Annotated in this window: 14 protein-coding genes; 6 read left to right on the top strand and 8 right to left on the bottom strand. The window is 71.1% G+C overall.

Translation table 11 applies throughout. The features are described 5' to 3' along the window. Positions 1 to 23: 23 nt before the first annotated feature. Both STRIP9103_RS28930 and lgt read left to right on the top strand, forming a co-directional pair. Positions 24 to 800 carry a DsbA family protein gene (locus STRIP9103_RS28930; protein ID WP_009326329.1) on the top strand — a complete coding sequence of 259 codons (777 nt, stop codon included), beginning with the start codon at positions 24 to 26 and terminating at the stop codon, positions 798 to 800. Between the two features lie 105 nt (positions 801 to 905). After that, positions 906 to 1874 (top strand): prolipoprotein diacylglyceryl transferase, encoded by a 969-nt coding sequence (lgt, locus tag STRIP9103_RS28925; RefSeq protein WP_009326320.1) that lies wholly within the window; start codon positions 906 to 908, stop codon positions 1872 to 1874. A 95-nt stretch (positions 1875 to 1969) separates the two neighbouring features. Here the strand turns inward: lgt and STRIP9103_RS28920 are convergent, their stop codons facing one another. From STRIP9103_RS28920 to STRIP9103_RS28895, 6 genes are read right to left on the bottom strand one after another with little or no spacing between them, the layout of a single operon-like run. Then, positions 1970 to 2803: an HpcH/HpaI aldolase/citrate lyase family protein gene (locus tag STRIP9103_RS28920; protein WP_009326337.1), complete on the bottom strand. Its 834-nt coding sequence runs from the start codon at positions 2801 to 2803 to the stop codon at positions 1970 to 1972. Continuing rightward, entirely contained in the window at positions 2800 to 4047 is a 1248-nt protein-coding gene (locus STRIP9103_RS28915; RefSeq protein WP_009326354.1) for a CaiB/BaiF CoA transferase family protein, read from the bottom strand. The genes STRIP9103_RS28920 and STRIP9103_RS28915 overlap by 4 nt, the downstream gene beginning before the upstream one ends. Continuing rightward, the gene (locus STRIP9103_RS28910; protein ID WP_009326357.1) at positions 4035 to 5579 is read right to left on the bottom strand and encodes an ADP-ribosylglycohydrolase family protein; all 1545 of its coding nucleotides are present in this window, start codon (positions 5577 to 5579) and stop codon (positions 4035 to 4037) included. Before STRIP9103_RS28910 ends, STRIP9103_RS28915 begins: the two co-directional genes overlap by 13 nt. Next, positions 5576 to 6826 (bottom strand): ADP-ribosylglycohydrolase family protein, encoded by a 1251-nt coding sequence (locus tag STRIP9103_RS28905; RefSeq protein ID WP_009326362.1) that lies wholly within the window; start codon positions 6824 to 6826, stop codon positions 5576 to 5578. Before STRIP9103_RS28905 ends, STRIP9103_RS28910 begins: the two co-directional genes overlap by 4 nt. Before the next feature lie 7 nt (positions 6827 to 6833). Beyond that, complete coding sequence (locus STRIP9103_RS28900) at positions 6834 to 8405, bottom strand: ADP-ribosylglycohydrolase family protein (protein ID WP_009326352.1); 1572 nt, start codon at positions 8403 to 8405, stop codon at positions 6834 to 6836. Then, positions 8405 to 9532: an ADP-ribosylglycohydrolase family protein gene (locus STRIP9103_RS28895; protein ID WP_048821168.1), complete on the bottom strand. Its 1128-nt coding sequence runs from the start codon at positions 9530 to 9532 to the stop codon at positions 8405 to 8407. The genes STRIP9103_RS28900 and STRIP9103_RS28895 overlap by 1 nt, the downstream gene beginning before the upstream one ends. 289 nt (positions 9533 to 9821) lie before the next feature. Here STRIP9103_RS28895 and STRIP9103_RS28890 point away from each other — a divergent pair, with 289 nt between their 5' ends. The 3 genes from STRIP9103_RS28890 (at position 9822) to STRIP9103_RS28880 (ending at position 16990) form a co-directional block, all read left to right on the top strand. Then, entirely contained in the window at positions 9822 to 10550 is a 729-nt protein-coding gene (locus STRIP9103_RS28890; RefSeq protein WP_009326358.1) for a VIT1/CCC1 transporter family protein, read from the top strand. A 382-nt stretch (positions 10551 to 10932) separates the two neighbouring features. After that, on the top strand, positions 10933 to 15537 hold the full coding sequence (gltB, locus tag STRIP9103_RS28885; RefSeq protein WP_009326363.1) for a glutamate synthase large subunit: 4605 nt from the start codon (positions 10933 to 10935) through the stop codon (positions 15535 to 15537). Further along, positions 15530 to 16990: a glutamate synthase subunit beta gene (locus tag STRIP9103_RS28880; protein WP_009326355.1), complete on the top strand. Its 1461-nt coding sequence runs from the start codon at positions 15530 to 15532 to the stop codon at positions 16988 to 16990. The genes gltB and STRIP9103_RS28880 overlap by 8 nt, the downstream gene beginning before the upstream one ends. Before the next feature lie 236 nt (positions 16991 to 17226). On the opposite strand, the gene STRIP9103_RS28875 is transcribed toward STRIP9103_RS28880, so the two are convergent. Further along, positions 17227 to 18162 carry a rhomboid family intramembrane serine protease gene (locus STRIP9103_RS28875; RefSeq protein WP_009326348.1) on the bottom strand — a complete coding sequence of 312 codons (936 nt, stop codon included), beginning with the start codon at positions 18160 to 18162 and terminating at the stop codon, positions 17227 to 17229. A gap of 256 nt (positions 18163 to 18418) precedes the next feature. On the opposite strand from STRIP9103_RS28875, the gene qcrB reads away from it, so the two are divergent. Further along, positions 18419 to 20140 carry a cytochrome bc1 complex cytochrome b subunit gene (qcrB, locus tag STRIP9103_RS28870; protein WP_009326353.1) on the top strand — a complete coding sequence of 574 codons (1722 nt, stop codon included), beginning with the start codon at positions 18419 to 18421 and terminating at the stop codon, positions 20138 to 20140. Here the strand turns inward: qcrB and STRIP9103_RS28865 are convergent. Continuing rightward, positions 20115 to 21101 (bottom strand): acyl-CoA dehydrogenase family protein, encoded by a 987-nt coding sequence (locus STRIP9103_RS28865; RefSeq protein ID WP_009326349.1) that lies wholly within the window; start codon positions 21099 to 21101, stop codon positions 20115 to 20117. The two genes, qcrB and STRIP9103_RS28865, sit on opposite strands and share 26 nt — an antisense overlap. Positions 21102 to 21190 lie beyond the last annotated feature (89 nt).

The following is a 21190-nucleotide window of genomic DNA, read 5'->3' as shown; positions in this document are numbered from 1 at the left end:
CTCCCCGGTTCGTTCTGCGGGATGTGAGCGAGAAGAACCGTGATGGAAAGCGCACCGCCCGTGAGCGGCTGGCACAGGAGCGCGAGAAGCAGAAGGCCGCGGAGAAGCGACGTCGGACCCTGATCGTCGGTGCCTCGGGGCTGTGCGTCCTGGGCCTGGCCGCCGTGATCGGCGTCGTGGCGGCGAACGCGGACAAGGGTGACAGCGCCGACACCTCGGGCCCGGTCGTGGAGCCCTTGGGGGCCAACGGCGAGGACAGCCTCGCGATCCCCGTGGGGGACGCCGGCGCCCGGTCGACCCTCACGGTCTGGGAGGACTTCCGCTGCCCGGCCTGCAAGTCCTTCGAGGACGCGTACCGCTCGACGATCCATGAGCTGACCGAGGCCGGGAAGCTGAAGGTCGAGTACCACCTCGTCACCCTGATCGACGGCAACATGGGCGGCAGCGGCTCCCGCAAGGCCGCCAACGCCGCCGCGTGCGCGCAGAACGAGGGCAGGTTCCCCGCTTACCACGATGTGCTCTACGAGAGCCAGCCCGCCGAGACCAACGACGACTACGCCAGCGACAGCAAGCTCCTCGACCTCGCCAAGAAGGTCGACGGGCTGGACTCCTCCGCCTTCCGTACGTGCGTGGAGGACGGCACCCACAACAGCTGGGTCGGGAAGTCGAACAAGGCCTTCCAGAAGGGCGGTTTCGGGGGCACTCCGACCGTCTTCCTCAACGGCACCAACATCTACGCGGACCGGTCGATGACCCCCGCCAAGCTGAAGCAGATGGTGGAGGCGAAGGCCAAGGGGTGACAGTGGTGATGCGGTCGAGCCGGGTGCTTCGGCGCGCGGCGTTATGGACCCGTTGCCGGGCTGCCTGCCGTCTCCAGGGCACGGCAGGGTAGCGTCGGTCCTGCCATGGAACTTGCCTACATTCCCAGCCCGTCGCGCGGGGTCCTGTACCTCGGTCCCGTCCCGCTGCGCGGCTACGCCTTCTGCATCATCATCGGTGTCTTCGTAGCCGTCTGGCTCGGCAACAAACGCTGGATCGCCCGGGGCGGGCAGGCCGGTACGGTCGCCGACATCGCGGTCTGGGCCGTGCCCTTCGGCCTCGTCGGCGGACGGCTCTACCACGTGATCACGGACTATGAGCTGTACTTCAGCGAGGGCCGTGACTGGGTGGACGCCTTCAAGGTCTGGGAGGGCGGCCTCGGTATCTGGGGCGCGATCGCCCTCGGGGCCGTCGGGGCGTGGATCGGGTGCCGCCGTCGTGGTATCCCGCTGCCCGCGTACGCCGACGCCGTCGCACCCGGCATCGCCCTCGCACAGGCGATCGGGCGGTGGGGCAACTGGTTCAACCAGGAGCTGTACGGGAAGCCGACGGATCTGCCGTGGGCCCTGGAGATCACGTCCTCCACGGACGGGCGGGTGCCGGGGACGTACCACCCGACGTTCCTCTACGAGTCGCTGTGGTGCATCGGTGTCGCGCTGCTCGTCATCTGGGCCGACCGTCGGTTCAAGCTCGGGCACGGGCGGGCGTTCGCGCTGTATGTCGCCGCGTACTGCGCCGGGCGGTTCTGGATCGAGTACATGCGCGTCGACGACGCCCACCACATTCTCGGGCTGCGCCTCAACAACTGGACCGCGCTGTTCGTGTTCATCCTCGCCGTGGTCTACATCGTCCTGTCGGCTCGGAAGCGGCCGGGGCGGGAAGAGATCGTCGAGCCCGGCGCCTTGGGCGAGGGCGGGGACACCGCGGACGTCGAGAAGGACGGTGACGCGGAGTCGGTGGAGGCCTCGGCGGAGTCGAAGGAGAAGGGCGACGAGAGCTCGGAGTCCGCTGACGCCAAGGACGAGGACCGGGCTGAGCCTGTCGAGAAGAGCTGAGGTTTCGCTTCGGTTGCTGTGATCCGCCGCTCGCGGCGGATGTTCCCCACCCACCCGCCTCTTCAGGGCGGGTGGGTTTTCGGGTTCGGGGGTGGTCAGCGTTTGGTGGGGCGGTTGGCCAAGGTCAGGGTTCGGTGGGCGCCCGCTACCACCGCCGGGTCGATGAAGCGGCCGTCCGGGAGGGAGTGGGCGCCCGGGAGCGAGGCCGCCACCTCGATGATTTCCTGAGCCGATTCGATCTCCTGCTGGGTGGGGGCGTATGCCTTCTCGATGACCGGGAGTTGGCGGGGGTGGATCGCCGCGCGGCCGATGAAGCCCAGGGTGCGGCCGTGGGCGCAGGAGTGGGAGAGGCCGTCCAGGTCCCTGGTGTCGGGGTAGATCGACTGGGCGGGGGAGGGGAGACCGGCGGCGCGGGCGGCCAGGACGACTCGGGAACGGGGCCAGTCCAGGGCGGTGTCGTCCCGTACGCCCAGGTCGGCGCGGAGATCGGCCTCGCCCAGGGCGATGCCGTGGACGGCGGGGTGGGCGGACGCGATGTCGTAGGCGCGTTCCACACCCAGGGCCGACTCGACGAGGGCGTACAGGGGGAGGGCGCCACCTTCGGCGGGGGCGGTCCGCTCCGCGACGCGTACGACGTCGGCAGGGGATGTGACCTTGGGGAGGCGGAGGCCGGAGAGACCCGGGAGCGGGGTCAGGGTCTTCAGGTCCGCTGACGATCGGGCCGTGTGCAGGGGGTTCACGCGGACGTGGACCGGGACCGGCGGGGGTTCCGAGAGCAGGTCCGCCGTCGCCGCGCGGGCGTACTCCTTGCGATCGGGGGCGACGGCGTCCTCCAGGTCGACGATCACCACGTCCGCGCCGGAGGCCAGGGCCTTGGCGACGACCTCCGGGCGGTCCCCGGGGACGTAGAGCCAGGTCAGGGGGATCACAGGGCGCCCTCCTCGCGGAGCGTGGCGATGTCCGTCTCCGTCAGGCCCAGTTCGGTGAGGATCGCTTCCGTGTCCGCGCCGTGCGGGCGGCCCGCCCAGCGGATGGCGCCGGGGGTGGCGGAGAGCCGGAAGAGGACGTTCTGCATGCGCAGCGGGCCCAGGTCGGGGTCGTCGACGGTCGTGATCGTGTCCAGGGCCTGGTACTGGGGGTCCGTCATCACGTCCCGTACGTCCTGGATGGGGGCGACCGCCGCCTCCGCCTTCTCGAACGCCTCGATGACCTCCTCGCGGGTGTGGCGGGCGATCCACGCGCCGACCGCCTCGTCGAGGACGTCCGTGTGGCGGGCGCGTTCGGCGCCGGAGCCGAACCAGGGCTCGTCGATCAGTTCGGGGCGGCCGACCAGGCGCATCACCCGTTCCGCCACCGACTGCGCCGAGGTGGAGACCGCCACCCACGTGTCGTCCGCCGTGCGGTAGGTGTTGCGGGGGGCGTTGTTGGCGGAACGATTGCCGGTGCGGGGCTGGACGTGGCCGAGCTGGTCGTACCAGAGGGGCTGGGGGCCGAGGACCGTGAGGATCGGCTCGATGATCGCCATGTCGACGACCTGGCCCTCGCCGGTGCGGTCGCGGGCGGCGAGCGCCGTCATCACCGCGTACGCCGTCGTCAGACCCGCGATCGAGTCGGCGAGGCCGAAGGGCGGCAGGACCGGCGGGGAGTCGGGCTCGCCGGTGATCGCGGCGAAGCCGCTCATCGCCTCGGCCAGTGTGCCGAAGCCGGGGCGATGCGCGTACGGGCCGAACTGGCCGAAGCCGGTGACGCGGGCCAGGACCAGACGGGGGTTCACCGCGGAGAGGTCCCGCCAGCCCAGGCCCCACTTCTCCAGGGTGCCGGGGCGGAAGTTCTCGATGATGACGTCGGAGGTCGCGGCGAGGCGGAGAAGGGTGTCGCGGCCGCCGGGGCTGGAGAGGTTGAGCGTCAGTGTGCGCTTGTTGCGGCCGAGGAGCTTCCACCACAGGCCCACACCGCCCTTCGACGGGCCGTGACCACGGGACGGGTCCGGTCTGGTCGGGTGCTCGACCTTGATGACCTCCGCGCCGAAGTCACCGAGCATCGTGGCGGCGAGGGGACCGGCGAAGAGGGTGGCCAGATCGAGGACCCGGAGGTGGGTGAGCGGGGCGGGCTTCTCGTTCGCCGCGGTCAGGGACTCGTTCACTGGGGGCACGGACTCGTTCACTGCGGGCATGGAGGAGCGGTCTCCCGGAGGGTGAGCTGGGCGAGGGCGTCGAAGCCGATGCCGTTGAAGTCGGCGATCGAGGTGGCCAGGCGGTTCTTGAGGGGGGCCGTCCAGCGATCGGGGAGTGCGTCCGGGGAGCCGGCCAGCAGGCCCGCGATGCTGCCCGCCGTCGCGCCGTTGGAGTCGGTGTCCCAACCGCCCGACACCGCGCGGCAGATGGAGGCGGTGAAGTCGCCGTCCGCGTGGGTGAGGGCGGCGGTGAGCAGGGCCGTGTTGGGGATGGCGTGGACCCAGTGGTGGTCGGCGTAGGTGGTGTGGAGTTCGTCCACGACCGTGTCGAAGTCCCGGTTCTCGTGGGCCAGTTGAAGGGCGTGGTGGATCGCCTTCGCCAGGCGGGAGTTCGGGGGGACGACGGTCAGGCCGGTGCGCAGACAGTGGTGGATGTCGTGGGTGCCGGTCGCGGCCTCGGCGATGGTGGCCGCGATGTACATCGCGGCGTAGACGCCGTTCGCCGTGTGCGTGAGGGTGGCGTCGCGGTGGGCCTGTTCGGCTGCGGCGGCCGGGTCGCCCGGGTTGGTCCAGCCGTGGACGTCGGCGCGGATCAGGGCGCCGATCCATTCGCGGAACGGGTTGCGGTGGCGGGCCGTGCGGGGTGGCTCGATGCCGGTGAGGAGGTTGCGGTAGGCGATGCGTTCGGCGGTGAACGTGCGGCCTGCGGGAAGTTCGTCCAGCCAGAGGCGGGCTACGTCGGTGGTGGTGAAGTCGGGGCCGTGGCGCTGGAGCAGGAGGAGGTTGAGGAGGGGGTAGTTGAGGTCGTCGTCCTCCGGCATGCCGTCGATGTTCTCGGCGAGCGAGGTGGGGGCGGAGCGGCGGTTCCAGGGGTGGGCCTGCAAGAGGCCGGCGGGGACGCCTCTGGCGGTGAAAAAGGTGGTCAGGGGCCAGTTGCCGGTGGACTTCGCGAGTTGGCGGATGGCGGGGAGGGGGAGTTTTTCCACGGGTTTGCCGAGGAGGCAGCCGGCGGCGCGGCCCAGCCAGGCGGCTTCCAGGCGGTGGAGGTGGGCGGCTGGGGTGGGAGGGGTTTCTTCCCCGGGCCCACCCCTTCCCGAAGCTGAGGGCTCCGCCCCCGGACCCCCGGGCGTTGCGCTTACCGGCGCTTGCGGGGTGCCGCCTGCGCCCACCCTCCCCCACTCTCGGCTTTGTTTGTGCGGGGGGACCTCCATCGCCCCAGCGGCACGACTGCCCGCAGGCCGAGCGGGCCGGAGCCGGCACAGCGCCTTGATCCTGCTCAGTTCTGTCGGCTCCTCGTCCGCCAAGCCGCTCGGCAGGTCCGCCAGTTCGTCCAGCAAGTCCTCGGCCAGCAACCGCAGATACCGCGACGCCGGTTGTGGTGAGGCGCCCGCACGCGCGGGGGCCTCCCCGCCGCCCGCCGCGTACCAGCGGGCGGCGATGGCCGTGGGCTCGCGGCCGTCCTGGGACGCCTGGTGGAGTTCATGGCCCAGCAGGTCCTCCGGCTGGACCCAGGTGAGGCGGAGAGGGGTCACCGGGCGACCGCCAGGGCGGTGAAGGCGGCCTCGTGGGCCCGGCGGCGGCGTACGTCCCGGTCGTGGATCTCCCGGGTGACCTCGGCGAGGGTCGTCGCCGGCGCGTGCAGGTCCAGGCGGCTGGCCTCGGCGACCGTTTTCGCCCAGTCCGGCGGGATCTCCGAGCCCAGCGCTCCCGCCAGGGCGCCCGACATCGTGGCGATGGAGTCGCAGTCGCGGCCGTAGTTCACCGAACCCAGGACCGCGTGGCGGTAGTCGCCGCGGGCCACCAGCAACATGCCCAGGGCGATGGGCAGTTCCTCGATCGCGTGCAGACGGGAGGGGCGGCGGGCGCCGAGGGAGGGGGCGCGGTAGTCGGGGCCGACCGTGTCGAAGGGGGTCACCGCCTCGCGCAGGGGGCGCAGCGCCGACTCGAAGTCCGAGTGGCGGGACGCGACTTCGCACACCGACTCGATCGCCTGGCGTGTGCCGTCCTTCGCCAGGCGGACGCATGTCCCGATCACCGACTCGGCGGTCGCGCCCGGCCGGCAAGCCGCCGCCACCGCCGCCGCGAACACGCCCGCCGCCTCCCTGCCGTACGACGACTGATGGGCACCGGCGATGTCGAGCGCCTCGGCGTACGCGCCCCTGGGGTCGGCGGCGTTGACCAGGCCGACGGGGGCCATGTACATCGCGGCACCGCAGTTGACGATGTTGCCGACGCCGGCCTCGCGGGGGTCGATGTGGCCGTAGTGGAGGCGGGCCACCAGCCATTTCTCCGCGAGGAAGACACGGTGCAGGGGCAGGGCCTCGGCCTCCAGTTCCGGGATCCAGCGGGGGGTCGTCATCAGGTCCGGCACCAGGTGCTCGGCGATCGCGTACGCGTCGAGGTGGTCGCGGACCTTCGCGTAGACCCTTACCAGCGCGTGCGTCATCAAGGTGTCGTCGGTGACATGGCCGTCGCCCTTGTGGTACGGGGCGATGGGGCGGGCGGTGCGCCAGTCGTCGCCGTTCCAGGGGCCGACGATGCCGTGGACCCGGCCTCCGTGGCGTTCGAGGATCTGCTCCGGGGCGTAGCCCTCGACCGGGCCGCCGAGCGCGTCACCGACCGCGGCACCGACCAGGGCGCCGGTGACGCGGTCTTCGAGGGCCGCTGTGGGGGGTGCGTCGGCGGTTACTTCGGTGGGTGCGTCGGTTGTCGGTCCGCCGGTCGCTTCGGCGGTCGGTTCGGGGGTGCCTTCAGCAGGGGGTTCCGGGGAGGGCGTCATGCCCGAATCATCCTCCTGGGACGGCCAGTTCCGTGGCTGCGAGAAGTTCGGCGAGGTGTACGAGATCCGTACCGGTGAGGCGGGGGAGGGCGCAGCCGGAGAGGGTGCGGCAGGCGTCCCGCCAGGCGTCGGGGATGGCGGCGCCGCCGCTGAGCGCGCCGGTCAGGGCGCCGGCGAGGGCGGGGGCGGAGTCGGCGACGCGGGAGAGACAGGCGGCTGCGGGGACCGCCTCGGCGATCCGGCCGCGGGCGGCGGTGGCCAGGGCGAGGGCCACGGGGACGGTCTCGGCGGCGGCGATGCCGTAGCTGTAGACATGGTCGACGATCTGGTGCTCAAGGAGCGGCACCAGAGCGAATGTTCCTTCTCTCTTGTGGCGGTGGGCCAGGTCCAGGGCGTGCCGGGCGTTGCGGCCGATCTCGGTCTCCTCGGGGAGTTCGGCCAGCGCCGCCGCCACGCAGTCGTCCACGTCCGCGCCCACCAGGGCGAGTGCCAGTGCGGCGGCCATCGCGCGGGCGCCGTGCACCCCGTCGCCGTCCTGGGTGTAGCGGGCGTCGAACTCGGCCAGCTCGGCGGCCGGTCGGGGTTCGCCGGGGTGGGCGATCGCCAGCACGCAGGCGCGTACACAGGCCGCGTCGTCGAAGTAGTGCGGGTTGTCGTGGCCGGTGGCGGGTGGGCGCAGGCCGGTGGCGAGGTTGCCCAGTCCGGCGCGTACGGAGATACGGGCGCGCAGGGGGAGTACGGCGGACTCGACCTCGGGGGCGCGTTCCGCCGCCGCCGCGATCTCGCTGGCAACGGCGTTCCAGGACAGGTCGATGGAGGCTCGGGTGCGTCTTTCCAGGCTCAGGTCGCCCAGTGCGCCCGCGTCCCCGGCCCGCAGTACGGCCTCCGCCGCGAACGCCGCCCACTCCGCGTCGTCGGAGGGACCGAGGCGTAGGGGCTCGGGGGGTTGGTTGAGCGCGATCGGCACCGGCAGCGTGGTGGTCGCGTTCTGCTCCGCGAACGTGTCCAGTTCGCGGGTGAGGCGGCGGGTCCACTCCGGCATGCGGGCGGCGCGGTGGCGGGCGGCCGGCCAGCCGGCGGCGTCGCCCGCGGCGAGGCCGAGGAGGAGGCCTTCGATACGGCGGCCCTCCGGGGGGTGCGCGGTGCGGGCCTCGGTTTCGCCTTCGGCCGGGTTGTTCCGACCGGCACCACCAGGACCACCCGCACCACCGGCATCACCCGTGCGACTTTCGTCGTCGGGTGCGGGTGGCCTGTGGGGGGCGTTCTCACCGTCGGCGACCGCGGGTCGGGGGGCGAGCGGCTGCGCCACGACCGTGAGTTCCATCCCGCCGGAGATGGTCTCCGCCCACGAGGTGGGTGCGACGGTGGGCGCGGTCTCGGCAGACGGGGCGGGGGCTGCGGTCGTCGCCGCGTCCCACGAGATCGGCTTCGCGCCGGGCGGCTCCCCTTCCCCGTAGGGGGGTGCGGTGGCGGGCGGGGCCGCGTCGTGCGCGGCCGAGGTTGTGCCCGGTGGCTCCTCGTCCCACAGCGAAGGCGTTGTGCCGGGCGTCGTCCCGTCCCACGGGGTCGGCGGTTTCATCAGGGGGTCTCCGTGTTGTTGTCCGGCCTCAGGGCGAGGTTGTCGTCGGATGCCGAAGTGAGGGCGCTCGGGTCCGGCAGTCGCCACTCGTCGTGTCGCAGGGGATCCGTGCTCGTGGCCCACTTGCCGCCCTCGCCGGGGACCAGCAACTCCGCGACGTCCAGCACGTGATGGCCCGCCATCGACGGCAGGCAGGTGCCGCGCGCGGGGCCGACGGCCGCGGCCCAGTCGGTCGGGATCGCCGAGGCGCCCCGGGTCGCGCCGGCCAACGCGCCGGCGACCGCCGCGGTGGTGTCGGCGTCGCGGCCCATGTTGACCGCGGTGAGGACGGACTCGGTGAAGTCGCCGTCGGCCGCCGCGTAGGCGCCGAAGGCGAGGGCGACGGCTTCGGGGGCGAGGTCGGTCCAGGGGTAACCGCCGATCACCACCGCGGAGCGGACGGCGCGTTCGCCGCGGTGGGCGGCGGCCATCGCGCGGCGCAGGGAGCGGGCCGTCCAGGAGTCGTCGGGGATGACCGCCAGGGCGGAGGCCGCCACCGCTATCGTCGGTGCGCCCGCCATGGCCGCCGCCACGCCCGCGGCGACCGCCTGGCCGCCGTAGATGCCCTCCCCTTCGTGGCTCACCGAGCCGTCGATGGCGACCAGTCGGGCGGCCTCCGCCGGACGGCCGGCCGCGAAGACGCCGAAGGGGGCCGCGCGCATGGCCAGACCGTCGCTCCAGGCGTGCCGGTGCTGGGCGGAGATGGGGGCGGCCAGGCCCCGGCGCAGGTTCTCCAGGGTGCCGCGTTCGCTGAAGCCGGCGCCCCGGAACGGGCCCTCGTCGCGGTCCGCGATCCACTGGTGCCAAGCCGTCTCCACATGCGTGACGGTGAGCGCCGAGCCGTGCCGGGCCAGCAGCAGCCCGGAGAAGATGGCGTACTCGGTGTCGTCCGTGCCGGAGGGGTCCTCGGCCACGTACCCCGTGATGCGCCCCCAGCGCGCGCGGATCTCGGACGGCTTCATGTTCTCCGCGGGCGCCCCCAGCGCGTCCCCGACGGCGAGCCCGAGCATGGCTCCGCGCGCCCGCTCGCGGAGATCGGCGGCGTCCCCCGGCGCCGGTACCGACGGAACGCAGACGATGGAAGGCATACGGCGCCTCTCTGGCCCAAGGGGCGGTCCGGCCCGTTGACCTGATTGATGTGCTTGGTGCTTGATCTGCTCTGAAGATTTCTTCCTGCAAGATCTCTGCCACATCACGTGCCTCGCCCGGCGCCGGAACGGGCTGGTATCACCCGGTCGACATCTGTGCGGCGTCATGTACGAATGAGCGTCATCGTTTCCTCGAACAGTCGCGAGCCCCCGGCGGGCTCCGCCCCAACCCCGGTAAGTACGGCCTTCCTTGCTGGCAGAAGCGATTTTCCGAGCGTACGTTCGAGATATGGCGATCATTGAGACCGAAGCGGCGCTGCACGTGGCGCACCGCGACAACCACACCCACCGGGACGTGACCGGCGGCTGGCTGCGGCCCGCCGTCTTCGGCGCGATGGACGGGCTCGTGTCCAATCTGGCGCTGATGACCGGTGTCGCCGGGGGATCGGCGAGCCGCGAGGCGGTCGTCATCGCCGGGCTGGCGGGGCTCGCCGCCGGGGCCTTCTCCATGGCGGCCGGCGAGTACACCTCCGTGGCCTCGCAGCGCGAACTCGTCGAGGCCGAACTCGACGTCGAGCGACGGGAGCTGCGCAAGCACCCCAAGGACGAGGAGAAGGAACTGGCCGCGCTCTACGAGAGCCGGGGTGTCGAGCCGGGGCTCGCCCGCGAGGTGGCGCGGCAGCTGTCGAGCGACCCCGAGCAGGCGCTGGAGATCCATGCGCGTGAGGAGCTGGGCGTCGACCCCGGCGACCTCCCCTCGCCGACCGTCGCCGCCGTGTCCAGCTTCGGCTCGTTCGCCCTGGGCGCCCTGCTGCCCGTACTGCCGTATCTGTTCGGCGCGAGCGTGCTGTGGCCGGCCGTGCTGGTCGCGCTGCTCGGGCTCTTCGTGTGCGGTGCGGTGGTGGCCCGGGTGACGGCCAGAACATGGTGGTTCAGCGGGCTGCGTCAGCTGGCCCTCGGAGGCGCCGCCGCGGGTGTGACGTACGCCCTGGGCGGCCTGTTCGGAACGGCCGTATGATGGATCGGATCGCCTACGTATGCGAGGGGCCGCATAAGTAGTCGTTACTAGACGGTTTCGAATGCTTAACCGCCGGGCATGAGCCGTAAGCGCTCAGGCAATGACGCCTGTGCCGCACCCCCAGCAGTACCTCACGTGGTGGGCGACGACGCCCTCTGCGCCCCGAGTCGACGGACATGGATCTGCCCGGCCGACTCTTCTCACTTTCGCCGCTGTGCGCAGCACCGCTTCGCGCCCGCGGCGTCCCGCATGTTGGAACGAAGTATCCACTTCCCGAGAACCGCTCCATCATGTAACCTGCACGAAATTTTGCACTCCGCGCAGAGGGCCAGCGTCGTCCCTCGGCAAATGCATATGCCAGATGACGACGACGGGAGAGCCGATGCGTCCGCCGCGCCAGCCGTCCCAGCACTCCACGAATGGCCAGAAGTGGTCGTTCATGGATGCTCGCCCTGCCGCGCAGGGTATGTACGACCCCCGCAACGAGCGCGACGCCTGTGGCGTCGGCTTCGTGGCCACCCTCACCGGCGAGGCGAGCCATGCGCTGGTCGAGCAGGCGCTCACCGTTCTGCGCAACCTGGAGCACCGCGGAGCCACCGGCTCCGAGCCGGACTCCGGTGACGGCGCCGGCATCCTCTCCCAGGTGCCGGACGCGTTCTTCCGTGAGGTGGCCGGATTCGAGCTGCCCGAGGCCGGCTCCTACGCCGTCGGTATCGCCTTCCTCCCCGAGGACGGCGCGGACGACGCCGCCGCCCGTATCGACGCGATCGCGGCCGAGGAGGGCCTGACCGTCCTCGGCTGGCGCGAGGTGCCCGTCGCCCCCGAACTGCTCGGTGCCACGGCCCGCTCCACGATGCCCGTCTTCCGTCAGGTCTTCGTCGCCGACGGCACGGCCGCGCCCGCCGCGGGCATCGACCTCGACCGCAAGACGTTCGTGCTGCGCAAGCGCGCCGAGCGCGAGGTCGACGTCTACTTCCCCTCGCTGTCCGCGCGGACCATCGTCTACAAGGGCATGCTGACCACCGGCCAGCTGGAGCCCTTCTTCCCGGACCTGTCCGACCGCCGCTTCGCCTCCGCGATCGCGCTCGTGCACTCCCGGTTCTCCACGAACACCTTCCCGTCGTGGCCGCTCGCGCACCCCTACCGCTTCGTCGCCCACAACGGTGAGATCAACACCGTCATGGGCAACCGCAACTGGATGCGCGCCCGCGAGTCCCAGCTGGTCTCCGACCTGTTCGGCCCGCAGGAGAAGCTGAAGCGGATCTTCCCGATCTGTACGCCGGACGCCTCCGACTCCGCCTCGTTCGACGAGGTCCTGGAACTGCTCCACCTCGGTGGCCGCTCCCTGCCGCACTCCGTGCTGATGATGATCCCGGAGGCGTGGGAGAACCACGACTCCATGGACCCGGCCCGGCGCGCCTTCTACCAGTACCACTCCACGATGATGGAGCCCTGGGACGGCCCGGCCTGCGTCACCTTCACCGACGGCAAGCAGGTCGGCGCGGTCCTCGACCGCAACGGCCTTCGCCCCGGCCGCTACTGGGTCACCGACGACGGCCTCGTCGTCCTCGGCTCCGAGGTCGGCGTCCTCGACATCGAGCCCTCCAAGGTCGTCCGCAAGGGCCGACTGCAGCCCGGCCGTATGTTCCTCGTCGACACCGTCGAGCACCGCATCATCGAGGACGACGAGATCAAGGCGCAGCTCGCCGCCGAGCACCCGTACGCGGAGTGGCTGGAGGCCGGCGAGATCGAGCTCTCCGACCTGCCCGAGCGCGAGCACATCGTGCACACCCACGCCTCGGTCACCCGCCGCCAGCAGACCTTCGGCTACACCGAGGAGGAGCTGCGCGTCATCCTCGCGCCGATGGCCAAGGCCGGTGCCGAGCCGATCGGCTCCATGGGCACGGACTCACCGATCGCCGCGCTGTCCTCGCGTCCGCGGCTGCTCTTCGACTACTTCACCCAGCTGTTCGCGCAGGTCACCAACCCGCCGCTGGACGCCATCCGCGAAGAGCTCGTCACCTCGCTGCGCTCCTCGCTGGGCCCGCAGGGCAACCTGCTGGAGCCGACCGCCGCGTCCTGCCGGTCGGTCACCCTGCCCTTCCCGGTGATCGACAACGACGAGCTGGCCAAGCTCATCCACATCAACGCCGACGGCGACATGCCCGGCATGAAGGCCGCCACGCTCTCCGGCCTGTACCGGGTCTCCGGCGGCGGTGACGCCCTCGCCGCGCGCATCGAGGAGATCTGCGCCGAGGCCGACGCCGCCATCGACAACGGCGCCCGCCTGATCGTCCTGTCCGACCGCCACTCGGACGCCGAGCACGCGCCGATCCCGTCGCTGCTGCTCACCGCGGCCGTCCACCACCACCTCATCCGCACCAAGCAGCGCACCCACGTGGGCCTGCTGGTCGAGGCCGGTGACGTCCGCGAGGTCCACCACGTCGCCCTGCTCATCGGCTACGGCGCCGCAGCCGTCAACCCGTACCTGGCGATGGAGTCCGTCGAGGACCTGGTCCGGGCCGGAACGTTCCTCTCCGACATCGAGCCCGAGCAGGCCATCCGCAACCTGATCTACGCCCTCGGCAAGGGCGTACTGAAGGTCATGTCCAAGATGGGCATCTCCACGGTCGCCTCCTACCGCGGCGCCCAGGTCTTCGAGGCCGTCGGCCTCGCCGACGAGTTCGTCGAGAAGTACTTCAACGGCACGGCCACCAAGATCGGCGGCGTCGGCATCGACGTCATCGCCAAGGAGGTCGCCGCCCGCCACGCCAAGGCGTACCCGGCGTCCGGCATCGCGCCGGCCCACCGCGCCCTGGACATAGGCGGCGAGTACCAGTGGCGTCGCGAGGGCGAGCCGCACCTGTTCGACCCGGAGACGGTCTTCCGCCTCCAGCACTCGACCCGGGCGCGCCGCTACGACATCTTCAAGAAGTACACGGACCGTGTGAACGAGCAGTCCGAGCGCCTGATGACGCTGCGCGGCCTGTTCGGCTTCAAGTCCGACCGGCAGCCGATCCCGATCGACGAGGTCGAGCCGGTCTCCGAGATCGTCAAGCGGTTCTCGACCGGCGCCATGTCGTACGGCTCCATCTCCAAGGAGGCGCACGAGACGCTCGCCATCGCCATGAACCAGTTGGGCGGCAAGTCCAACACCGGTGAGGGCGGCGAGGACCCGGACCGTCTGTACGACCCGGCGCGGCGTTCGTCGATCAAGCAGGTGGCGTCCGGCCGCTTCGGTGTGACCTCCGAGTACCTGGTCAACGCGGACGACATCCAGATCAAGATGGCCCAGGGCGCCAAGCCCGGTGAGGGCGGTCAGCTGCCCGGCCACAAGGTGTACCCGTGGGTCGCCAAGACGCGTCACTCGACGCCGGGCGTGGGCCTCATCTCCCCGCCGCCGCACCACGACATCTACTCCATCGAGGACCTGGCCCAGCTGATCCACGACCTCAAGAACGCGAACCCGCAGGCGCGGATTCACGTGAAGCTGGTCTCGGAGGTCGGCGTCGGCACGGTCGCGGCCGGTGTGTCCAAGGCGCACGCGGACGTCGTCCTCATCTCCGGCCACGACGGCGGTACGGGTGCCTCGCCGCTGACGTCGCTGAAGCACGCGGGCGGCCCCTGGGAGCTCGGCCTCGCCGAGACCCAGCAGACGCTGCTGCTCAACGGCCTGCGCGACCGCATCGTCGTCCAGACCGACGGCCAGCTGAAGACCGGCCGTGACGTGGTCATCGCCGCGCTGCTCGGCGCCGAGGAGTTCGGCTTCGCCACCGCGCCGCTGGTCGTGTCCGGCTGCGTGATGATGCGCGTCTGCCACCTGGACACCTGCCCGGTCGGCATCGCCACGCAGAACCCGGTGCTGCGCGACCGGTTCTCCGGCAAGGCCGAGTACGTCGTGAACTTCTTCGAGTTCATCGCCGAGGAGGTCCGCGAGATCCTCGCCGAGCTGGGCTTCCGCTCGATCGAGGAGGCCGTCGGCCACGCCGAGACGCTCGACGTGACCCGCGCGGTCGACCACTGGAAGGCGCAGGGCCTGGACCTGGCCCCGCTGTTCCACGTGCCCGAACTGCCCGAGGGCGCGGTGCGCCACCAGGTGATCGAGCAGGACCACGGTCTGGAGAAGGCCCTCGACAACGAGCTGATCAAGCTCGCCGCGGACGCGCTGGCCGCCTCGGACGCCACCGACGCCCAGCCGGTGCGCGCCCAGGTCAAGGTCCGCAACATCAACCGCACGGTCGGCACGATGCTCGGCCACGAGGTGACGAAGAAGTTCGGCGGCGCCGGTCTGCCCGACGACACCATCGACATCACCTTCACCGGCTCGGCGGGCCAGTCGTTCGGCGCGTTCCTGCCGCGCGGTGTGACGCTGCGCCTGGAGGGCGACGCCAACGACTACGTCGGCAAGGGCCTCTCCGGCGGCCGTGTGATCGTCCGCCCGGACCGGGGCGCCGACCACCTCGCCGAGTTCTCGACGATCGCGGGCAACACCATCGCCTACGGCGCGACCGGCGGCGAGCTGTTCCTCCGGGGTCGTACGGGTGAGCGGTTCTGCGTCCGCAACTCCGGCGCCCTGGTGGTGTCCGAGGGCGTGGGCGACCACGGCTGCGAGTACATGACCGGCGGTCACGCGGTGGTCCTCGGCGAGACGGGCCGCAACTTCGCGGCCGGTATGTCGGGCGGTATCGCGTACGTCATCGACCTGAACCGCGACAACGTCAACGTCGGCAACGTGGGCGCCATCGAGGCCCTGTCCGACGACGACAAGCAGTGGCTGCACGACGTGGTGCGCCGCCACGCCGAGGAGACCGGCTCCACGGTCGCCGAGAAGCTGCTCGCGGAGTGGGACGAGGCCGTGACCCGCTTCAGCAAGATCATCCCCAGCACGTACAAGGCAGTGCTCGCCGCCAAGGACGCCGCCGAGCGAGCCGGTCTCTCCGAGACCGAGATCACCGAGAAGATGATGGAGGCGGCGACCAATGGCTGATCCCAAGGGCTTTCTGAACCACGGCCGCGAGGTCGCCAAGTCCCGCCCCGTCGACGTACGGCTGAAGGACTGGAACGAGGTCTACGTCCCCGGCTCGCTGCTGCCGATCATCTCGAAGCAGGCGTCGCGCTGCATGGACTGCGGCATCCCGTTCTGCCACAACGGCTGTCCGCTCGGGAACCTGATCCCCGAGTGGAACGACTACGCCTACCGCGAGGACTGGGCGGCGGCCTCGGAGCGGCTGCACGCGACCAACAACTTCCCGGAGTTCACCGGTCGCCTCTGCCCGGCCCCCTGCGAGTCGGCCTGTGTCCTCGGCATCAACCAGCCGGCCGTGACCATCAAGAACGTCGAGGTCTCGATCATCGACAAGGCGTGGGAGGCGGGCGACGTCGCCCCGCAGGCTCCCGAGCGCCTGTCCGGCAAGACGGTCGCGGTCATCGGCTCCGGCCCGGCGGGCCTGGCGGCGGCGCAGCAGCTGACGCGGGCCGGCCACACGGTCGCGGTGTACGAGCGCGCGGACCGCATCGGCGGTCTGCTCCGCTACGGCATCCCCGAGTTCAAGATGGAGAAGCGGCACATCAACCGCCGTATCGAGCAGATGCGCGCGGAGGGCACCCGCTTCCGTACGGGCATCGAGATCGGCCGCGACCTCAAGGCGACGGACCTGAAGAAGCGGTACGACGCCGTCGTGATCGCGGCGGGCGCCACGACCGCGCGCGACCTGCCGGTCCCCGGCCGCGAGCTGACCGGCATCTACCAGGCCATGGAGTACCTGCCGCTGGCCAACAAGGTCCAGGAGGGCGACTACGTCACCTCCCCGATCTCGGCCGAGGGCAAGCACGTGGTCGTGATCGGCGGCGGCGACACGGGCGCGGACTGCGTGGGTACGGCCCACCGTCAGGGCGCGGCCTCCGTGACCCAGCTGGAGATCATGCCGAAGCCGGGTGAGGAGCGTGCCGCGCACCAGCCGTGGCCGACCTTCCCGATGCTGTACAAGGTCACGTCGGCCCACGAGGAGGGCGGCGAGCGCGTCTACTCCGTCTCGACCACCCACTTCGAGGGCGACGAGGACGGCAACGTCCAGTGGCTGCACCTCGTCGAGGTCGAGTTCGTCGACGGCAAGCTCACGCAGAAGCCGGGCACGGAGCGCAAGATCCCGGCCCAGCTGGTGACGCTGGCGATGGGCTTCACGGGCACCGACCGCGAGAACGGCCTGGTGGAGCAGTTCGGCCTGGAGCTGGACGAGCGCGGCAACATCGCGCGCGACGCCGACTTCCAGACCAACGTGCCGGGCGTGTTCGTCGCGGGCGACGCCGGTCGCGGCCAGTCCCTGATCGTGTGGGCGATCGCGGAGGGCCGCTCGGCGGCCCGCGGCTGCGACCGCTTCCTGACCGGCGCGAGCGACCTGCCGGCCCCGATCCGTCCTACGGACCGCGCGCTGACGGTCTGACGGCCGACGGCCACGGAAACACGGTGACCTGAGGGGTTTCCTGACGGTCACCCCGACACACGTCCCGTACAACGGCGTACGGGCGGGACATCTGGGGGGAGACCCCCCAGACCCCCCGAGACGGCGCCTGCCCGCCAGTCCCCGACCGGACGACTGGGCAGGCGCCGTTGCTGCATGTCGGGGGCGGGGAGCCCCGATGTGCCGTGCTCCGCGTCTCAGCCCGTCATCGCCACGACCTACCCCACCGCCAGCACCACCAACAGCGCCAGTACGGCCACACACGCCCCCGCCTGCACCAGCACCCGCCGTCGATCACGAGGCGCGTAGGCGAAGGCCAGGGCGATCAAGCCGCCCGTCAGCAGCCCCCCGAGGTGGCCCTGCCAGGATGTGACGACCGCCGAGATGATCAGCCAGATCAGCAGGCCGGCCATGAAGCGGTTGATGCCTGCCGGGTCGGCGCCCAGGCGGCGGGCCAGGACGTAGTAGGCGGTGCAGACGCCGAAGATCGCGCCGGAGGCGCCGACCGTGTTGCTGTCCGGGGCGAGGAGCAGCACGAGGACCGAGCCGCCGAGGGCCGAGAGCAGATACAGGGTCAGGTAGCGGGCGCGGCCCAGTTGGGTCTCCACCACCCGGCCCACGTTCCACAGCGTGGCCATGTTCATCACGATGTGGAGGATGCCGAAGGTCCCCTCGGTGGGCGGCAGGTGGAGGAACGCGCCGGTCAGGAGGCGGTACCACTCGCCCTCCAGCACGCCCTCGGGGCGGAAGTCGGACGGGTAGGCCTCCTGCCAGACGTAGTGGAGCCCGTCCGGGCCGACCAGGCCGCGTCCCAGCATCGCGAAGTCGTCCACGATCTCCGGGCGGACGAGTTCGGCCAGGTAGGCCAGGACGTTGAGGGCGATCAGCAGGTACGTCACCAGCGGCACGACCGAGATACGGCCGCCGAACGCCGTCCGCGCCTGGCGGACCGTCCGCGCGCCCTCCTTCACGCACTCGGGGCACTGGTGGCCCACCGCCGCGTCACGCATGCAGTCCGGGCAGATGAACCGTTCGCAGCGCGTGCAGCGGACGTACGACTCCACTTTCGGGTGGCGGTAGCACGTGGAGACGGCGGGCGGGGCGGGGGACGGGGGCGGGGTCGAGGGCGAGGACTCCGGGGACTCGGGTTCCACTGCCGGCTCCTTATGAGGGTGCGGGACTGATGTTGAGCCGGTGGGGACGGCGGCGAACAAAATAGCGAACGGTCGGGGGCGAGCGGTGAGGCGGCCCGGGGAATCGTCGCGCGGGCGGGCTCGGGGCATGTCACATCAGCGGGCTCGGGCTCGTCGAGTAAGGAGTGGAAGCGGAGTGGCATAAGTGGGGAGTGGGCCCCATTTACATCAACGGGTGTGCGTGCCACTCTGGGACGAGCCGAGGGGAGGGCTACGCATGGACGGCGCGCGGGCGGGCAGGTCGGACGGCGGTGGCGGAAACGGTGGCCGTGGAAGCGGTGGTCGTGGAAGCGGCGGGGGCGCGAGGGGCGCCGCGGCGAGCGGCCGGGGACGACGGGGCGAGGCCGGTAAAGGGGAGCGGGTCGCGGACTGGGCCGATGGGCGGCTCGGGCTGTACGGGATCGCCAAGGCCAATCTGCGCAAGGTGTTCCCGGACCACTGGTCGTTCATGCTCGGCGAGATCTGCCTCTACAGCTTCCTCATCCTGATCCTCACCGGCGTCTATCTGACCCTGTTCTTCGAACCGAGCGGCGTCGAGGTCGAGTACAACGGCACGTACGAGCCGCTGAACGGCGTCCTGATGACACGGGCGTACGAGTCCACGCTGGAGATCAGTTTCGACGTACGCGGTGGGCTGCTGATCCGGCAGATCCACCACTGGGCGGCGCTGGTCTTCGTCGCCGGGATGCTCATCCACATGATGCGGGTGTTCTTCACCGGCGCCTTCCGCAAGCCGCGCGAGCTGAACTGGCTGTTCGGCTGGACGCTGCTGTTCCTCGGCATCATCACCGGCCTCACCGGCTACTCGCTCCCGGACGACCTGCTCTCCGGCACCGGCATCCGCTTCGCCCAGGGCGCCATCCTGTCCGTCCCGGTCGTGGGGACGTACCTGTCGTTCTTCCTGTTTGGCGGGGAGTTCCCCGGGCACGACATCATCTCCCGGCTCTTCCCGATCCATGTGCTGCTGCTGCCCGGGATCATGCTGGGGCTCGTCGTCGCCCACCTGATCCTCGTCTTCTACCACAAGCACACCCAGTACCCCGGGCCCGGACGGGACCAGAAATCCGTCGTCGGCATGCCGTTCATGCCGGTCTACATGGCCAAGGCCGGCGGCTTCTTCTTCCTCGTCTTCGGCGTGCTCACCTTCATGGGCGCGATCGCGACGATCAACCCGGTGTGGGCCTTCGGGCCCTACCGCCCCGACCTGGTCACCACCGGCGCCCAACCCGACTGGTACCTCGGCTTCTCCGAGGGCCTGATCCGGGTGATGCCGGGATGGGAGATCAACGCCTTCGGACACACCCTCGTCCTCGGCGTCTTCATCCCCTTCTCCCTCTTCCCGCTGATCATGCTGGCCATCGGCGTCTATCCGTTCGTCGAGGCATGGATCACCGGCGACAAACGCGAACACCACATCCTCGACCGGCCGCGCAACGTACCCGTGCGCACCGGACTCGGTGTGGCCTGGCTGAGTCTGTACGGCGTCCTGCTGATCGGCGGTGGCAACGACATCGTCGCCACCCGTCTGCATCTCTCCATCAACGCGATCACCTGGTTCGTGCGCATCGGTTTCTTCGTCGTGCCCGTGGTCGCCTTCATCGTCACCAAGCGGATCTGTCTGGGGCTGCAGCTCCGGGACCGCGACAAAGTGCTGCACGGCCGGGAGACCGGCATCATCAAACGGCTCCCGCACGGCGAGTACGTCGAGGTCCACGAACCGCTCTCCCAGGCGCGGCTGTTCACGCTCACCCAGCATGAGCAGGATCCGCCGTACGAGATCGGGCCGCGTGTCGACGCCCATGGGGTGCGGCGGCGCGTCAGGCCCACCGACCGGCTGCGCGCCCGTCTCGCCCGGGCCATGTTCGGGCCGGGGACGCGCATCGAGAAGCCGACGGCAAAGGAGTACCGGGAGCTCACGAGCAGCGACCACCACCACTGAAATCACCGGCGGCGCCCAGGACTTCGTCCCTGCACTCCGCCGGGCTGCCCCAAGCCGTCCGCAGCGCACGGGCCTTGGTCAGCCACAGGGACAGGTCGTACTCCGCGGTGTAGCCGATCGCACCGTGCGACTGCAGCGCGGTGCGGGCGGTGGTGTACGCCGCCTCGCAGGCCGCGACCTTGGCCGCCGCCACATCGGCCGGGGTCAACGTGACCGCCGCCCCGAAGACCAGCGGGCGCGCGAACTCCAGGGCGATCTTGGCATCGGCCAGCCGGTGCTTCACCGCCTGGAAGGAACCTATGGGCACGCCGAACTGCGTTCGCTGCTTGACGTAGGCCACCGTCCGGTCCAGCAGGGCCAGTCCGACGCCGAGGGACTGGGCGGCCACCGCGAGACGAGCCCACAGGAGCGCCCGGGGGACGGGTGGGCGTGTGGAGAGCACCTCACCGCCGGGGGAGAGAGGAGTCAGGCGGCGGGCCGGGTCCAGGGACGGGCGGATCGGGCCGTGGCCGGGGGCCAGCCGCAGTTCGCCGTCGGCCAGGGACAGGCGGGTCGTCGCCGCGTCCCCGTCCAGGGCGTACGACCCCCAGGGCGCGACCGTGGCCATGGCCTCCCCGGCCACGAGTGCCGGGAGCAGACGCTTCGCCGGGCCCGGGTCGTCCAGCCCGGCCAGCAGGACCGCCGCCGTGACCGTCTCCACCAGTGGGCCCGGCACCGCGTGCCTGCCCAACTCCACGAAGGCGGCGGCCAGTTCCACCGGAAGGGGACCCACACCCTCGTACTCCTCCGGGACGGCCAGCGCGAACAGCCCGGCCTTGGCGATACGGCGCCACAGCGCGCGTCCGCTCGCGTGCTCCGCACGGCTCCAGTCCCGTATGACCGACGGCGTGCCGGCGGCCGTCAGCATCGCGTTCAGTGAATCGGCGAACGCGCGCTGTTCGGTGTCGAGGAGGAACTGCATCAGCGGCCTCTCTTCGACGGCCCCGGCGCTTCTTCCCTTGTCACCGCGTCCCCTTTCGTGCGCGCGGCCCTTCCTTCGGTGTCGGCGGA

Origin of the sequence: Streptomyces ipomoeae 91-03 (assembly GCF_000317595.1) — a bacterium.
In the GTDB taxonomy this organism is placed as follows: domain Bacteria; phylum Actinomycetota; class Actinomycetes; order Streptomycetales; family Streptomycetaceae; genus Streptomyces; species Streptomyces ipomoeae.
Note: the sequence above shows the minus strand (reverse complement) of the source record. Positions and strands in the feature narration are given on the sequence as shown.

What these genes read in the sequence shown, in the direction of transcription:
- STRIP9103_RS28865 (WP_009326349.1), bottom strand. Translation starts at nt 21,101, where the DNA reads ATGCAGTTCCTCCTCGACACCGAACAGCGCGCGTTCGCCGATTCACTG.
- STRIP9103_RS28915 (WP_009326354.1), bottom strand. Translation starts at nt 4,047, where the DNA reads ATGCCCGCAGTGAACGAGTCCGTGCCCCCAGTGAACGAGTCCCTGACC.
- STRIP9103_RS28890 (WP_009326358.1), top strand. Translation starts at nt 9,822, where the DNA reads ATGGCGATCATTGAGACCGAAGCGGCGCTGCACGTGGCGCACCGCGAC.
- lgt (WP_009326320.1), top strand. Translation starts at nt 906, where the DNA reads ATGGAACTTGCCTACATTCCCAGCCCGTCGCGCGGGGTCCTGTACCTC.
- gltB (WP_009326363.1), top strand. Translation starts at nt 10,933, where the DNA reads ATGCGTCCGCCGCGCCAGCCGTCCCAGCACTCCACGAATGGCCAGAAG.
- STRIP9103_RS28880 (WP_009326355.1), top strand. Translation starts at nt 15,530, where the DNA reads ATGGCTGATCCCAAGGGCTTTCTGAACCACGGCCGCGAGGTCGCCAAG.
- STRIP9103_RS28895 (WP_048821168.1), bottom strand. Translation starts at nt 9,532, where the DNA reads ATGCCTTCCATCGTCTGCGTTCCGTCGGTACCGGCGCCGGGGGACGCC.
- STRIP9103_RS28900 (WP_009326352.1), bottom strand. Translation starts at nt 8,405, where the DNA reads ATGAAACCGCCGACCCCGTGGGACGGGACGACGCCCGGCACAACGCCT.
- qcrB (WP_009326353.1), top strand. Translation starts at nt 18,419, where the DNA reads ATGGACGGCGCGCGGGCGGGCAGGTCGGACGGCGGTGGCGGAAACGGT.
- STRIP9103_RS28905 (WP_009326362.1), bottom strand. Translation starts at nt 6,826, where the DNA reads ATGACGCCCTCCCCGGAACCCCCTGCTGAAGGCACCCCCGAACCGACC.